This window comes from Arthrobacter sp. UYCu723 (genome assembly GCF_054059215.1).
The window spans coordinates 1,812,360-1,825,751 of record NZ_JBSSBW010000001.1; the positions used below are offsets into that span (position 1 = coordinate 1,812,360).

16 protein-coding genes are annotated in these 13,392 nt (G+C 67.2%); 10 read left to right on the top strand and 6 right to left on the bottom strand.

What is annotated here, in order from left to right:
* Window positions 1–76 precede the first annotated feature (76 nt).
* Together ACVWZ8_RS08455 and ACVWZ8_RS08460 are read left to right on the top strand one after the other, a co-directional pair.
* Window positions 77–1,042, top strand: a complete 966-nt coding sequence (locus tag ACVWZ8_RS08455; RefSeq protein WP_426979763.1) for an EamA family transporter — start codon at window positions 77–79, stop codon at window positions 1,040–1,042.
* A 208-nt stretch (window positions 1,043–1,250) separates the two neighbouring features.
* Window positions 1,251–1,523, top strand: a complete 273-nt coding sequence (locus ACVWZ8_RS08460; RefSeq protein WP_426975262.1) for a DUF2277 domain-containing protein — start codon at window positions 1,251–1,253, stop codon at window positions 1,521–1,523.
* Between the two features lie 26 nt (window positions 1,524–1,549).
* Here ACVWZ8_RS08460 and ACVWZ8_RS08465 read toward each other — a convergent pair whose 3' ends face one another.
* From ACVWZ8_RS08465 to ACVWZ8_RS08480, 4 genes are all read right to left on the bottom strand, one after another.
* Window positions 1,550–3,826 (bottom strand): heavy metal translocating P-type ATPase, encoded by a 2,277-nt coding sequence (locus ACVWZ8_RS08465; protein WP_456505921.1) that lies wholly within the window; start codon window positions 3,824–3,826, stop codon window positions 1,550–1,552.
* 123 nt (window positions 3,827–3,949) lie between these two features.
* Window positions 3,950–4,180, bottom strand: coding sequence for a heavy-metal-associated domain-containing protein (locus tag ACVWZ8_RS08470; protein WP_456504361.1), 231 nt, complete (start codon window positions 4,178–4,180; stop codon window positions 3,950–3,952).
* A gap of 67 nt (window positions 4,181–4,247) precedes the next feature.
* Window positions 4,248–4,598 carry a metal-sensitive transcriptional regulator gene (locus ACVWZ8_RS08475; protein ID WP_456504362.1) on the bottom strand — a complete coding sequence of 117 codons (351 nt, stop codon included), beginning with the start codon at window positions 4,596–4,598 and terminating at the stop codon, window positions 4,248–4,250.
* 283 nt (window positions 4,599–4,881) lie between these two features.
* On the bottom strand, window positions 4,882–5,394 hold the full coding sequence (locus ACVWZ8_RS08480) for a universal stress protein (protein ID WP_456504363.1): 513 nt from the start codon (window positions 5,392–5,394) through the stop codon (window positions 4,882–4,884).
* A gap of 222 nt (window positions 5,395–5,616) precedes the next feature.
* Between ACVWZ8_RS08480 and ACVWZ8_RS08485 the strand changes: the two genes are divergently transcribed.
* The 6 genes from ACVWZ8_RS08485 to ACVWZ8_RS08510 all read left to right on the top strand — a co-directional run bounded on the left by ACVWZ8_RS08485 (window position 5,617) and on the right by ACVWZ8_RS08510 (window position 9,257).
* The gene (locus ACVWZ8_RS08485; RefSeq protein WP_456504364.1) at window positions 5,617–6,294 is read left to right on the top strand and encodes a Pr6Pr family membrane protein; all 678 of its coding nucleotides are present in this window, start codon (window positions 5,617–5,619) and stop codon (window positions 6,292–6,294) included.
* A 550-nt stretch (window positions 6,295–6,844) separates the two neighbouring features.
* The gene (locus ACVWZ8_RS08490) at window positions 6,845–7,204 is read left to right on the top strand and encodes a YegP family protein (protein ID WP_456504365.1); all 360 of its coding nucleotides are present in this window, start codon (window positions 6,845–6,847) and stop codon (window positions 7,202–7,204) included.
* Window positions 7,205–7,255: 51 nt separating this feature from the next.
* On the top strand, window positions 7,256–7,429 hold the full coding sequence (locus ACVWZ8_RS08495; protein WP_456504366.1) for a hypothetical protein: 174 nt from the start codon (window positions 7,256–7,258) through the stop codon (window positions 7,427–7,429).
* An 88-nt stretch (window positions 7,430–7,517) separates the two neighbouring features.
* Complete coding sequence (locus tag ACVWZ8_RS08500; RefSeq protein WP_426975253.1) at window positions 7,518–7,718, top strand: hypothetical protein; 201 nt, start codon at window positions 7,518–7,520, stop codon at window positions 7,716–7,718.
* A gap of 99 nt (window positions 7,719–7,817) precedes the next feature.
* Window positions 7,818–8,963: a WD40/YVTN/BNR-like repeat-containing protein gene (locus ACVWZ8_RS08505; RefSeq protein ID WP_426975252.1), complete on the top strand. Its 1,146-nt coding sequence runs from the start codon at window positions 7,818–7,820 to the stop codon at window positions 8,961–8,963.
* 6 nt (window positions 8,964–8,969) lie between these two features.
* Window positions 8,970–9,257 (top strand): MoaD/ThiS family protein, encoded by a 288-nt coding sequence (locus ACVWZ8_RS08510; RefSeq protein ID WP_354239038.1) that lies wholly within the window; start codon window positions 8,970–8,972, stop codon window positions 9,255–9,257.
* 5 nt (window positions 9,258–9,262) lie between these two features.
* Here ACVWZ8_RS08510 and ACVWZ8_RS08515 read toward each other — a convergent pair whose 3' ends face one another.
* A complete protein-coding gene (locus tag ACVWZ8_RS08515; RefSeq protein WP_354239040.1) occupies window positions 9,263–9,499 on the bottom strand; it encodes a hypothetical protein in 237 nt (78 codons plus the stop codon).
* A gap of 215 nt (window positions 9,500–9,714) precedes the next feature.
* Between ACVWZ8_RS08515 and ACVWZ8_RS08520 the strand changes: the two genes are divergently transcribed.
* Window positions 9,715–10,824 carry an ATP-dependent DNA ligase gene (locus ACVWZ8_RS08520; protein ID WP_456504367.1) on the top strand — a complete coding sequence of 370 codons (1,110 nt, stop codon included), beginning with the start codon at window positions 9,715–9,717 and terminating at the stop codon, window positions 10,822–10,824.
* A gap of 73 nt (window positions 10,825–10,897) precedes the next feature.
* Here ACVWZ8_RS08520 and ACVWZ8_RS08525 read toward each other — a convergent pair whose 3' ends face one another.
* Complete coding sequence (locus ACVWZ8_RS08525; RefSeq protein WP_456504368.1) at window positions 10,898–12,217, bottom strand: MFS transporter; 1,320 nt, start codon at window positions 12,215–12,217, stop codon at window positions 10,898–10,900.
* A 225-nt stretch (window positions 12,218–12,442) separates the two neighbouring features.
* Between ACVWZ8_RS08525 and ACVWZ8_RS08530 the strand changes: the two genes are divergently transcribed.
* Window positions 12,443–13,282 (top strand): IclR family transcriptional regulator, encoded by an 840-nt coding sequence (locus ACVWZ8_RS08530; RefSeq protein ID WP_426975246.1) that lies wholly within the window; start codon window positions 12,443–12,445, stop codon window positions 13,280–13,282.
* Window positions 13,283–13,392: the final 110 nt, after the last annotated feature.

Consider the following 13,392-nt stretch of genomic DNA (forward strand, 5'->3'; position numbering starts at 1 on the left):
CGCGGATATCCACGGCGCCGGAACGCGCACTCCCGGAAAAAGCGGCCAGCTGGCGGCCGGCGCAGCTTCAGGGTTCATGGCCTCGGGACTGGGAGTTGCCCTGTTTTCCTCTGCCGTGTTCGGACTCTCCGGATCGTTCGCAAAGGCGCTCCTGGAAACGGGCTGGACCCCCGGCGCCGCGGTCACGGCCCGCCTCACGGGGGCGGCGCTGATCCTGGCAATCCCCGCCATTCCCGCCCTCCGCGGACGCTGGCACCAGCTCCGGGACAACTGGCTGACCATAGTGCTGTTCGGCCTCATCGGCGTCGCCGCCTGCCAGCTGTTCTACTTCAATGCGGTGGCACGGCTCTCGGTCGGCGTCGCCCTGCTGCTGGAATACCTGGCCCCCGTGCTCATTGTGCTCTGGCTCTGGGCTGCCAGCCGGAAACGGCCGAGCCCGCTGACCATCGCCGGTACGCTGCTGTCCCTGGGTGGCCTGGCCCTGGTCCTGGATCTCACCGGAGCCGTCAAAATCGACCTCATCGGCGTGCTGTGGGGGATGGCGGCCGCCGTCTGCCTGGCCATCTACTTCTTCATCACGGCCAAGGAGAACGACACCCTGCCGCCCATTGTCCTGGCCTCCGGCGGGCTCATGGTGGGTGCAGTTGTCATGTGGCTCGCCGCGGCAACCGGCCTGCTGCCGATGGCTTTCAGCACCGCCGACACCCGGCTGGGCCCCTGGGTCACCCCCTGGTGGGTGGCGCTGGGCGGCCTCGTGTTGATGGCCACCGTTCTGGCCTATGTCGCGGGCATAGTCGCCGCGCGGGCGCTCGGATCCAAGGTGGCGTCTTTTGTCTCGCTCACGGAGGTGCTGTTCGCCGTCATCTGGGCGTGGCTGTTGCTCGGCGAACTGCCCGGACCCATCCAGCTCCTGGGCGGGCTGCTGATTGTCGGCGGCGTGCTGCTGGTCAGGCTGGACGAGCTCAAGACCCCGCCCATCGCCGGTGCGGCTGCGCTGCCGGCGGCGCTGGTCCACGCGAACGACGTCGAACCGGTTCCCTAAGCGGCACTTAAACGAACGGCCCCGCCGAAACCTGTCGATGGGCACCCCTCCCATCCCCACCCCGATGCCCTATCAGTTGCGGTCCCTATCAGGGCCCGGAAGCAACCACAACTGATAGGGCAACGGGTTTGGTTCCGGTTCCTCTGGGGCAGTGCCATTCGCACTCAGGGCCCTCGATCCCGGGCGCGAAGGCACCTAGCATGGAGATATGTGCCGAAATATCCGGACCCTCCACAATTTTGAACCCCACGCCACCAGCGCCGAGGTGGAGGCTGCCGCACTGCAATACGTGCGCAAGATCAGCGGCAGCACCACGCCGTCCAAGGCCAACGAAGAGGCCTTCAATCGGGCTGTGCATGAGATTGCCCACGCCACGCAGCACCTGCTCGACTCCCTGGTGACCCACGCCCCGGCAAAGGACCGCGCGGAGGAAGCCGCCAAGGCGAAGGCCAGAGCTGCCGTCCGTTTCGGCGCGGCCTGAGGGAGGGCGCCTGCGCGAAGTCCGACCTACCTGCCGAAGCTGCGCAGCCGCAATGAGTTGGCCACCACCAGCACGGAGCTGGCGGCCATCGCGGCGCCTGCGATCATCGGGTTGAGCAGGCCCAGGGCAGCCACCGGGATGCCGACGGCGTTGTAGAAGAAGGCCCAGAAGAGGTTGGTCTTGATGGTGGCCAGGGTCCGCCGGGACAGCTCGATGGCCTGGGCCACCTGCCCGAGTTCGTTGCCCATGACGGTGAGGTCGGCGGCCTCGATGGCGACGTCGGTGCCCGAGCCCATCGCGATGCCCAGGTCCGCCTGTGCCAACGCCGCGGCGTCGTTCACGCCGTCTCCGGCCATGGCCACGGTGGCGCCTCCTGCCTGCAGCTTCCGCACCGCCTCGACCTTGCCTTCCGGAAGCACGCCCGCAAAGACGTCTTCCGGGCTGATCCCGACGGCGGCCGCCACCTGGGCAGCCACCGCGGCGTTGTCTCCGGTCAGCAGGATCGGCCGCAGCCCGAGTTCCCGGAGCCTGGCGATCGCCGCCGCGGAACCGCGCCGGAGCGTATCGCGCAGGCTGATGATGCCGGCCGCTTCGCCGTCCACGGCGAGCCAGATGGCGGTGGCGCCGGCTTCCTCGGCCTCGCGGAGGAGGTCCTGCTGCCCGGGCGTGATGGTGACCCCGTTTTCCTGCAGCCAGCCCGTCCGGCCGGCGGTGATCAGCCGACCGTTGACGGTGCCCTGGACACCGCCGCCCGGGGCGGATTGGAAGCCGACGACGGCGGGCAGCCGGCCGCCGTCGTCGTTCTGCCGCTCCGCCGAAAGCGCCGCTGCCGCAATGGCACGGGCGATGGGGTGTTCGGACGCGGCCTCGACGGCCCCGGCCAGGCGCAGGACGTCGGCCTGGCTGAAGGGGGAAAACGACCTGGTGCGGTCCACGGCGAGGCGGCCGGTGGTCACGGTGCCGGTCTTGTCCAGCACGATGGTGTCCACGGTCCGCGTGTCCTCCAGAACCTGCGGACCCTTGATGAGGATCCCCAGCTGGGCGCCCCGGCCGGTGCCCGTGAGGAGTCCGACGGGCGTGGCGAGGCCCAGGGCGCAGGGGCAGGCGATGACCAGTACGGCAACAGCTGCCGTGAAAGCGGCGCGGAGCTCGGCGTCGCTGATGGCCGGTCCGGCGCTGAGCAGCCATGCGGCGAAGGTGATGGCGGCGATGGCCAGGACGACAGGCACGAACACGGAGCTGATGCGGTCCGCGAGGCGCGCGATCGGAGCCTTCCCGGTCTGTGCCTGGGAGACCAGCCGGCCCATCTGGGCCAGGGTTGTCTCCGAGCCGACCCGGGTGGCGCGGACCAGGATCCGGCCGGAGGTGTTGATGGTGGCGCCGGTGACGAGGCTGTCCGGGCCGACCTCCACCGGTACCGATTCGCCGGTCACGAGGGAGGCGTCCACGGCGGAGGAGCCATCGACGACGACGCCGTCGGTGGCGATCTTCTCGCCGGGGCGGACCACGATCACGTCGCCCACCTCAAGTTGGTCCGCGGGGATCTTGTGTTCGCTGCCGTCGCGGAGGACCGTGGCATCCTTCGCGCCCAGGTTCAGCAGGGCCTTCAGGGCGTCGCCGGCCTTGCTCTTGGCGTTGGCCTCCAGATAGCGGCCCAGCAGCAGAAACGTGGTGACAACGGATGCGACCTCGAAGTACAGCCCGCCTGAACCCATCTCCATACTGGCGATACGTGGCAGGTGGTCGGTCATCCGCGGGTCCGCGAGCAGCTGCCAGGCCGAAAAGATGTACGCGGCGGTCACACCGATGGACACCAAGGTGTCCATTGTGGACGCAAAGTGCCGGGCGTTGACGGCGGCGGCCCGGTGGAACGGCCACGCAGCCCAGCTGACCACCGGCAGTGCGAGGGCACCGGCGGCCCAGCCCCAGTTCGCGAACTGGAACGCCGGGAACATCGACATCAGCAAGACCGGGATGGTGAGGACGGCGGCGACGATGAGCCGCGGGCGGAGCCTGGCTGCAGTTCCGCCGTGGGCCAGGTGGTCTGCGCCGGTGCTTGAGGCGCTCGACGCCCCGGCGCTGGTGCGTGTTTCGCCCGGCTCGGTTACAGGGGCGGGGTTGCGGCTGGGACGGACTGTGGCCTTGTAGCCGGCGGCGGCTACTGTGGCCGTGACTTGTTCGTCGGTGACGCCCGCGGGGACGGTGACGTGGGCGGACTCCAAGGGAAGGTTGACCGAGGCCTCGACGCCGTCGAGCTTTCCGAGTTTGCGTTCGACCCTGCTGACGCAGGACGCGCAGGTCATGCCCTCGATATCGAGTTCGATCACCCGGCCTCCGGGCTGGTCCAGCAGTTGCTCGTTACTCACGGTTTTTCCTTGTCCTGGTGGCGTGCCCGGTGGGGGTTCCGGCTGGTGGCGGGGTGCTGTTCAGGCCTCGTTGGCCACCACCATGTAGCCCGCCTCGGCAACGGCCTCGCCGATCTCGGAGGCGGAAAGCGCCGCGGTGGAGGTGATGGTGACGGTGGAGACGCCGCCGGCGTTGAGGTCGACGTCGACCTTCTCGACGCCGGTCAGCGCCTCGAGCTCTTCGCTGACGGAGGACACGCAGTGGCCGCAGGTCATGCCGGAAACGCTGACGGTGGTCGAAACGGTGCTCATGGCTGGCTCCTTTTGGTGGGCTGCTGGTGGTTGAAGCAGACCGATCGTGTGGTGAGTGGTGTTGCCGCTACCGCAGCAGGCGCCCGATGGCATCGGTGGCCTCCTTGACCTTGAAGTCGATGGCTTCCGCCCGAAGATCCGGATCCGGCTCGGACGCCGCACCGACGACGCAGTGGCCGATGTGTTCTTCGACCAGTCCCAGGCTGACGGCGTGCAGGGCCTTGGTGACGGCGGCAACCTGGGTGAGGATGTCGATGCAGTACTTGTCCTCGTCGACCATCCGGGCGATGCCGCGCACCTGGCCTTCGATCCGCTTGAGCCGCCGGAGGTACGCGTCCTTGTTGGAGGTGTAGCCGTGCTGCTGGTGTTCCGCATCGGCATCGGCAGTTGCCAGGACAGGGATCTCGGACTCGTTCATAAGGCAAAGATATACCCCCTAGGGGTATGACGCAAGTACCCGGTGGGGGTATCGGCGGTCCGGGCTGCGGAACCTGCCCGGGCGTTAAAGAGCTCCGGAGTGCGTTATTGGGGGATACGCACTCCGGAGCAGCTATGGGGTAGACCCTCCATCGGGCTACGACATCAAGCTTACTCGGCGGTAGTCAAAGAAAGCCAGCGCCCCGGATAACTACTTTCGCTTTACTTTCCCGGGGCAGTTTTCACCCGCGGACTGCGGTCCACGGGGAGTTCCGAGGGGCCCGTCAGGAGCCGCGCGGCGGGCGGCCACGTTTCGCGACGGGGGCCGGGACGATCAGGATCGGATGCTCCTGATGGTGGCTCAGCCACGCGGCGACCGAACCGTTGAGTGCGGCGGAAAGGCGGTGCCCCAGCCCGCGTTCGGGGGTGCCCACGATGATCATTGCCGCGCCCGCCTCCGCCGCCAGCCGGCCGAGCGCCCGGGCCGGGTCGCCGGCGAGGGTCCGCAGGGCCCAGTTGACCCCGAGCTTGTCGCAGGCTGCCCCGACGACGGACCGCAGCTCCTGGGTCACTGCCCGGATTTCGGCGTCGTCCACGTCCGGGTGCAGGGACAAGCGGTGCGCCGACCGTGCCGGATCCCACTCCACCAGATAGCTTGCCTCGTCCACGTAAGCGCAGGTCAGGGGCGCGGAAAGAGCGTCCGCCAGCGACGCGGCGGTCTGCAGCACTTCCGGGTACTGTCCCGGCAGGACGCCGAGCAGGAGGGGCGCAGGACCGGTGAAGGGCTCGTCGGACATACTCAATTGTTGCCCCGGCACGCCGGCCTGAACAGGGCCCTACTCACCGGACCTTCTCGCGACAAGCACCGCTCCGGGTTGAACCGCGAAGCTCCCACGACCATGCCGCGGGCAAGCTGACCCGATACCTCCATATAAGTCGGCGCCCCTCCTGCGCGCTGACCCGGCGCCGACACCGCCAACCTCACGGCCCCGACGTTCCTGGCCCCATAGGATCCCTATATGACACCCAATCGAGGGCTCGCGATCTTCAGGTTCTGGTTTGCCCTGCTCGGATTCCTGGCCATACTTTTCCAGCTGACCCACCTGCTCCAGAACGCTCCCGGCGCCTCCGTGGGGAACTTCTTCAGCTACTTCACCATCGAATCAAACGTCATCGCCGTCATCGCCCTGGCGATCGCCGGACGGTACGCGTGGAACGGCGAAAGCCCCCGCTGGCTTGAACTCCTGCGCGGAGCCGCGACCATCTACATGACCATCACCGGGATCGTTTACAACCTTCTGCTGAGCAACATCGACGTCAACACTCCGATCCCCTGGATCAACGTCGTGCTGCACTACACCATCCCGACGATCATGGTGATCGACTGGCTTGTTGACCTGCCCAAAGCCAGGGTTCCCGTCCGCACCTCGCTGATCTGGCTCGCGTTCCCCCTCCTCTACCTGATCTACAGCCTGATCCGCGGTCCCATCGTCGACTGGTACCCCTACCCGTTCCTGGACCCCCGGGTCAGCGGCTACGGAACCGTCGCCGCCATGGCGCTGGCCATCGCGGCAGGAGCCTTCCTCTTCGCCCTCATCGCGGCGTTCTCCACGCGACTTCACATCGCCCCGAGACCTGCGGGAGTCACCTCCGGCGCCACCGAGGCACCCCTTCAAGTCGACGCCAGCACCATCTAAGGACCGGTCATTCAGAAGAGACCCGGCTGCTTCCGCCGGGTCTCTTTTGTCTCTCAGGACCCGACCCGACACGGACCGGGTGTCGTTCCTGGCGAGCCGATGTCCCGCTGGAGGTGGGCCGGTCAGTGCCTCTCGTATTCGACGTCGAACGGCATGGCTGAAGCATTCCACATGCCACGGAAGTAAAGACAGGCGAACGAGTTTGCCCAATGCACGGCAGCTTTCCTGAGGTCAGGCACGGCAGGCGGGACGTAACCCGGCGGTGCATTTCGGGGATTCCCGTTGATGACCGTGCAAAGCCCGAAATCGAACGGCCAATCGGGCCGAATCCGCTCCCGGCGACCGTTGGTGGACTCGCCAGCAGACGGTCTTTCCGCGTATGTTGGTGAGGGCGCCGTGTGGCGCGCTTCACGTTTCAATTGGCGCGCTTCACATATCAGATGAAGAAATGCTCCTTTGCAAATCGGCAAAACCTTGATGCAATGCCGCATCCAGGACCCGACGAGAGAATGTCGAAGGCGGCCTGGTACCCGCGTTCAGGAGGATAACAATGACCGGTAAATTTGAACTCTTCACCGACGAGGACATGTATTTCAGATTCAGGCTGAAAGCCCCCGACGGAACCGTGGTGGCCATCTCCAGGCCGTTTTCGGACAAGTCGGCTGCTGTCTCCGGCATCAGCGCGGTGCGCGAGTATGCCGGGCTGGGCCTCATCACCGATCTCTGCCCCGAAGTCCCCGCCAGCGGCTCATCAACATGGCCTCCTGCCCTCGACACCGCCCCCGCGCCCGCAGTTAGCCATTTCTCCGACCTGCCGCAGCCCACGGCGGGAACCCACTCGCCCGCAACATGCCAGCCCGCCGTCGCTCGTCGGCGCGTTTCCGCCGCCCGACCAAACAAGGTTGCCTGAACACCGCACGCATGGGAGCCGTAGGAATAGATTGGGCGGGAGGATGTTCCCATGCTGCCCCATGATCGGGTCGACACGCTGATCGGGGCCGGAGCCGGCACTCCGTTCGACGCCGGAAAGGGCCGTGCGATGAAGGAGTGGCTCACCGTCACGGCCGACGATGAGGAGTCATGGCTGGCCCTGGCCCGTGAGGCCCTGGACTTCGTGGGGTCTGCGCACCATTGACCTGCGGCGTGCCCGGCGTGGTTGAGTGGCTCTTGAACACCTTCGCTACGGGGCCTACGGTTGAAGAAATAGGGAAAGGGTGACCGCGGTGGAAATCTTCATGTGGTGGCTGGATCTGGATCTGGCGAGCAAGGAGTGGCTGCGGGAAAACCTGCGCGCCGCCGAAGTGCCCTTACCGGTGCTGCAGGGCATCGCGGAGGCCGGCGGCCCCCACCCCGACAATGTGGCGGCCGTGCTCACCGCCGCCGACTGGGACTTCATCGAGACCCAGTCCGAATTCGTGGACTGATTTCCGGCGGCAACAGGCTGGGGGGCGGCTGGCGGCAACAAGCCGGCGTCGTCCGTTGAGTGGAAATAACCATTGCGGCCGCCCGGCCGGAGTGGTTGCATGGGGGGCATGGCTACCGAAGAGAGTTATGTCCTGGCGATCGGCACGAAAAAAGGGCTCTGGCTCGCGACCAGTCCCGACCGCAAGGACTGGTCCCTGTCCGGTCCGCATTTCCTGATGAGCGAGATCCCCAGCATCGGCATCGACACGCGCGACGGCCGGACCCGGATCCTGGTCGGCGTCAGGTCGGAACACTGGGGTCCTACCGTTTTTCACTCCGATGACCTGGGCGGGACGTGGAGCGAGCCGGAGCAGGGCGCCATCCGTTTCCCCGAAGACACCGATGCCGCCCTGGAACGCGTCTGGCAGATCCACCCGGATGCCGAGTCCCGCCCCGGCGTCGTCTGGGCCGGCTGCGAGCCGATCTCCGTCTGGAAGTCCACCGACGGCGGCGAACACTTCGAGCTGAACCGGGGACTCTGGGACCACCCGCACCGCACCGAATGGGGAGCCGGGTACGGCGGCGCCGCGGCGCATTCGATCGTCGTCGACCCCACGGGAGAGAAGGTCCATGTTGCCATGAGCACCGGCGGGGTCTACCGCTCGCTCGACGGCGGCACTTCCTGGGAGCCCCGGAACAAGGGGATTTCGGCGTACTTCATGCCCGATCCCAACCCGGAATTCGGCCAGTGCGTCCACAAGATTGCGGCCGACGCCGCCGTCGACGGCCGCCTCTACGCGCAGAACCACCACGGCGTCTACCGCAGCGACGACGACGCCGAGCACTGGCAGTCGATCGCTGAAGGGCTGCCGGCGGACTTCGGCTTCGTGATGCTCACCCATCCGCGCCGGGCAGGCACCGCCTGGGTGATCCCGCTGAAAGCTGACGGTGAAAGGATCCCGCCGGAAGGCAAACTTGCCGTCCACCGGACCGACGACGCCGGCGCGAGCTGGAAACGGCTCGACTCCGGCCTTCCGCGGGCTGAGTTCAACGCCGTGCTCCGGGACGCCGCGTGCGTCGATGCGGCGGAGCCGGCCGGCGTGTACTTCGGGACACGCGGCGGGAGCGTCTACGCCAGCGCCGACGAGGGCGAACACTTCACCGAAGTGGCCTCCCACCTGCCGGACGTGCTGTGCGTGCGGGCCGCGGCCGTGTCCTCCGCACCCGTACCCGTTGCCGCGCCCGGCGTCGCCGTGAACGCCTGAGCGTCCATGACTGAGATCAGCGTCCTGCTTCCCAGCGTGCTCCAGCCGCTCGCCGGCGGGCAGTCCGTCCTGACTGCGCCCGCCGGCGCGGCGGTGACTGTTGCGGCGGTGCTGGACTCGGTGACCGGGGGCTACCCGGCGCTTTCCAGGCGTTTGCGGGATGAAACCGGGGCGGTCCGGCGCTACGTGAATATCTACGTCAACGGGAATGAGATCCGCCGGCTGCAGGGCCTGGCCACCGAGGTCTCCCCGGGCCAGGAACTGCTGATCATCCAGTCGGTCGCGGGAGGCTAGCGGTCTCAGGCGACCCGCCAGAGGCTGCACTCGTCCGTGTTGATGGCCTTGCGTGTGCCGGACTGCCGGTCCATGATCCAGACGACGCCGATTCCTGGCGCGGTTTCCTGCACGCTGCCGCGGCGGATCACGACGTCGTCGTAGTTCGGGCCGATCCGCAGGCGGGCCTCGATCTCGTCGCCGCGGTGCAGCTGATCCACAGCGCGGACGCGGGTCACATGGGCTTTGGCTTCCTTCAACATGGCGGGGCCTCCTGGAATGGAGCTGGTGCCTGCTCTTGCCGGCACTTCCAGTGTGACGTGCCTATGTTGCGGCGGCGTTTCGGCCCGGTAAGCGGTGCGTAAGCTCTGGGTAAGGTTTGGGTGCCCGCCCGGCAAAACTGTCCTCAGGGGTGTGTCGAGGAATACCTGCCGGCGGGGGCTGGCGGCGAGCGGACCGCCGGGTAAGAATGGGGCCTATGCGACTGCCCCTGATGCCCCCGATCGCGCCGATGCTGGCGAAGGCCGCGAGTGCGCTCCCCGGGGGAACCGGGGACTCGGGCTCCGGGGACTCCGGGCCGGGGTGGAGTTTTGAGCCGAAGTGGGACGGTTTCCGGTCCATCATCTTCCGCGACGGTGAGGAGGTGGAGATCGGCAGCCGCAACGGTAAACCCCTGACCCGTTACTTCCCGGAGCTGGTTGAAGCGCTCAAGGCGAACCTGCCGCCGCGCTGTGTGGTCGACGGTGAAATCATCCTGGTGGGCGCTTCCGGGGACCGGCTCGACTTCGATGCGCTCCAGCAGCGCATCCATCCGGCCGCAAGCAGGGTGCGGCTGCTGGCCGAGGAGATTCCGGCGAGTTTTGTGGCGTTTGATCTGCTGGCGCTGGCTGAGGAGGACTTCACCGCGCGGCCCTTTTCCGAGCGGCGCGGCGCGCTGGAACGGGCGCTGGCCGGGAGTGCCGCGCCCATCCATCTGACGCCCGCGACCCGGGACCGGGAGACCGCCGGGCAGTGGTTCAGCCAGTTTGAAGGGGCCGGCCTGGACGGGATCGTGGCCAAAGCCCTGGACGGTACGTACCAGCCGGATAAACGCGCCATGGTCAAGATCAAGCATGAACGCACCGCGGACTGCGTCCTCGCCGGGTACCGGGTGCACACGTCCGGGCCGGACCGCATCGGGTCGTTGCTGCTGGGCCTTTACGACGACGACGGCGTCCTCGCCAATGTGGGTGTGGTGGGCGCCTTCCCGATGCAGCGCCGCAAGGACCTCTTCGAGGAGCTCCAGCCCCTCGTCACCGGCCTCGAGGACCACCCGTGGACCCCGGCCCGGCAGGAGGAGGGCGCCCGGACGCCGCGGAATGCGGAGGGCAGCCGGTGGAGCGGGGGCAAGGACCTGTCCTTCACACCGCTCCGCCCGGAACGCGTCGTGGAAGTGAAATACGACCACATGGAAGGCGTGAGGTTCCGCCACACGGCGCAGTTCGTGCGCTGGCGCCCGGACCGTGATCCGCGCTCCTGCACCTATGAACAGCTCGAGGAGCCGGTCTCCTATGACCTGGCCCAGGTGCTGGAAACCGGCGGCCGCTAGACACTCGCGCCAACGCAGACGGCGGCCCGTCCCGGGAAGGGCGGACCGCCGTCGTAGGTGTTGCCGTTGAGCCTTAACGCAGTCCGAGTTCCTGGGTGGGGACCTTGAACGTTTCCTTGGCGGTCAGTGCCGAGACGGCAGAGATGACGCAGATGACCGCGGTGAAGATGCTGATCTGCACCCAACCGCCGGGCTTTATGCCGCCCATGGCTGCCACGATCGCCGGGGCAAAGCCGGCCATCAGGAAGCCGAGCTGGGTGCCGATCGCCAGGCCGGAGAAGCGGACCCTGGTGCTGAACATTTCGGCGTAGAAGGACGGCCAGACGGCGTTGGAGGCCGCGTAACCGAAGGAGAAGAAGCCGATCGCGGCGAGGAACATCAGCGGGACGCTGCCGGACTCCAGGCTCAGCAGGAACAACGGCGTCAGGACCGCGCTGACCAGGGCACCGTAGATGAACACCGGCTTGCGGCCGATCCGGTCCGCAAGCTTGCCGAACAGCGGCTGCGTGCCCAGGGCGACCAGGTTGGCGCCGACAACGAGCCACAGCGTGGTGGTGCCGTCCACACCGGCGACGTTCTTGGCGTAGCTGATGGCGAGCGTGCCGAACACGGTGGAGACTGCGGCGATGAAGGCGCAGGCGACCACGCGGAGGACATCGCGCCAGTGGTCCTTGAGGAGGTCGGCGACGGGGAGCTTGGAGATCTGGGCGGACTTTTGGGCTGCCTCGAAGGCCGGCGGCTCGTGCAGCGTCCGGCGGATGAAGAACGCAACCACAACGACGACGGCGCTGAGCCAGAACGGGATGCGCCAGCCGATGCCGTATTTGATCTCGTCAGGCAGGGCCAGGACCGGAATGAAGACGAGGGCCGCGAGGATCTGGCCGCCCTGGGTGCCCGTGAGCGTCCAGGAGGTGAAGAAGGAGCGGCGGTTATCCGGGGCATGCTCCAGCGTCATGGAAGAGGCGCCGGCCTGCTCGCCGGCTGCGGACAGACCCTGGCAGAGACGCGCCAGCACCAGAAGGACGGGGGCCCACCAGCCGACGGTCTTGAAGTCCGGCAGGCAGCCGATCAGGAAGGTCGACGCGCCCATCAGCAGCAGCGTGAACATGAGGACCTTCCGCCGGCCCACCCGGTCACCGAAGTGGCCCAGGATGACGGCGCCGACCGGCCGGGCGACGTAGGCGAAGCCGAAGGTTGCGAAGGACATGATCGCCGCGTTGGCGTCGGCGTCCGGGAAGAAAACCTTGGGGAAGATCAGGGCGGCGGCGGAGCCGAAGATGAAGAAGTCGTAATACTCGACGGCGCTGCCCAGGAAGCTGGCGAGGGCCGCCTTTTTCGGTGTCCCGGCCGGTGCGGCAGTGCCCGGCGTCGTGGACGGGAGTGTCTGGCTCATGTGTTCCTTTGGTGTGACGACATTGTCGCGGATGGATCAGGAAGGTCTCAGCCGCCGCATGATTCAAGTGTGCGGTAGCCGGAGGTCCGTGGAAAGACCCGGACTAGTAGCCACATTGTGGGAGCTACTCGTGCGATGTAGCAATCATGGCTGTGAGCGGTGTCACCTGTCAAGCAAAATAATCACCATCTAGAAATAGCTCTCACTATGTGAGAGCATTGAGTCATGAGTGTGAACCAAGACACAGAATCGACCGAGACTGACGCCCCTCCGACGCCGGCAGCCAAGTCCCCCAAGTCTCCGAAGGAGGACTCCCGGACGGACATGGTGGGCAAAGCCCTGGGCCTGCTGGTCCTGCTGGGTGACGAGCCCCGCGGGGCTAGCGCTGCCGAGCTGTCCCGCCGGGCAGATCTGCCGTTCAGCACCACCTACCGCCTGCTGGGCTCCCTGACCAGGGACGGTTTTGTGGACTACGAACCGGACGGCCGCCGCTACCACCTGGGCCTGCGCGTCTTCCAGCTCGGACAGCGGGTTTCCAACCACCACGGCTTTGCCGGCACGGCCCTGCCCATCCTGCGCCGCGTCACGCAGGAGACGGGGGAGGCCACCATCCTGTCCGTGCGCGACGGGGTCCACCATCTCACCGTCAACAAAGTGGACGGGCCGCAGACCTTCCGGGTCACGAGCGATCCCGGCCACCTCGGCGCGCTGCACACCACCTCGGTGGGCAAGGCGCTGGTGGCCTTTGCTGATGAAGCCGCCCGCGCCGAGCTCGTGGAAGGCCTGGAGCTGGCGCCGCTGACCGAGTTTTCCATCACGGACCGTGAGGCCTTCCGGGCAGAGATCGAGCTGGTCCGGCGCCGCGGCTACGCCACCATGGACGAGGAGAACGAGCTGGGCATGCGGGCCATTGCGGTCCCGGTCTTCAGCTCCCAGGGCCAGGCCTTTGCATCCCTGGCCACCGCCGTACCGGTCTTCCGGATGAGCATGGAGGCCCTCGTGGCTCTTGTGCCGCTGCTGCAGTCAGCAGCGGCGGAGCTGTCCGCCAGGCTTCCGCAACGGTGAGGCCGGCCATGAGTCGTCATCACCTGTTCGCTACTAGAACAACCGTGCAAGATGTGAACATTTGCGCTACAGTAATCCCCATCACCCGGCCCGCCGGCGACGCCCTGGGC

Excerpts from the sequence above, each read along its gene's own strand:
- ACVWZ8_RS08455 (WP_426979763.1), top strand. The coding sequence starts at position 77 with ATGGCCTCGGGACTGGGAGTTGCCCTGTTTTCCTCTGCCGTGTTCGGA.
- ACVWZ8_RS08460 (WP_426975262.1), top strand. The coding sequence starts at position 1,251 with ATGTGCCGAAATATCCGGACCCTCCACAATTTTGAACCCCACGCCACC.
- ACVWZ8_RS08465 (WP_456505921.1), bottom strand. The coding sequence starts at position 3,826 with ATGACCTGCGCGTCCTGCGTCAGCAGGGTCGAACGCAAACTCGGAAAG.
- ACVWZ8_RS08470 (WP_456504361.1), bottom strand. The coding sequence starts at position 4,180 with ATGAGCACCGTTTCGACCACCGTCAGCGTTTCCGGCATGACCTGCGGC.
- ACVWZ8_RS08475 (WP_456504362.1), bottom strand. The coding sequence starts at position 4,598 with ATGAACGAGTCCGAGATCCCTGTCCTGGCAACTGCCGATGCCGATGCG.
- ACVWZ8_RS08480 (WP_456504363.1), bottom strand. The coding sequence starts at position 5,394 with ATGTCCGACGAGCCCTTCACCGGTCCTGCGCCCCTCCTGCTCGGCGTC.
- ACVWZ8_RS08485 (WP_456504364.1), top strand. The coding sequence starts at position 5,617 with ATGACACCCAATCGAGGGCTCGCGATCTTCAGGTTCTGGTTTGCCCTG.
- ACVWZ8_RS08490 (WP_456504365.1), top strand. The coding sequence starts at position 6,845 with ATGACCGGTAAATTTGAACTCTTCACCGACGAGGACATGTATTTCAGA.
- ACVWZ8_RS08495 (WP_456504366.1), top strand. The coding sequence starts at position 7,256 with ATGCTGCCCCATGATCGGGTCGACACGCTGATCGGGGCCGGAGCCGGC.
- ACVWZ8_RS08505 (WP_426975252.1), top strand. The coding sequence starts at position 7,818 with ATGGGGGGCATGGCTACCGAAGAGAGTTATGTCCTGGCGATCGGCACG.
- ACVWZ8_RS08510 (WP_354239038.1), top strand. The coding sequence starts at position 8,970 with ATGACTGAGATCAGCGTCCTGCTTCCCAGCGTGCTCCAGCCGCTCGCC.
- ACVWZ8_RS08515 (WP_354239040.1), bottom strand. The coding sequence starts at position 9,499 with ATGTTGAAGGAAGCCAAAGCCCATGTGACCCGCGTCCGCGCTGTGGAT.
- ACVWZ8_RS08520 (WP_456504367.1), top strand. The coding sequence starts at position 9,715 with ATGCGACTGCCCCTGATGCCCCCGATCGCGCCGATGCTGGCGAAGGCC.
- ACVWZ8_RS08525 (WP_456504368.1), bottom strand. The coding sequence starts at position 12,217 with ATGAGCCAGACACTCCCGTCCACGACGCCGGGCACTGCCGCACCGGCC.
- ACVWZ8_RS08530 (WP_426975246.1), top strand. The coding sequence starts at position 12,443 with ATGAGTGTGAACCAAGACACAGAATCGACCGAGACTGACGCCCCTCCG.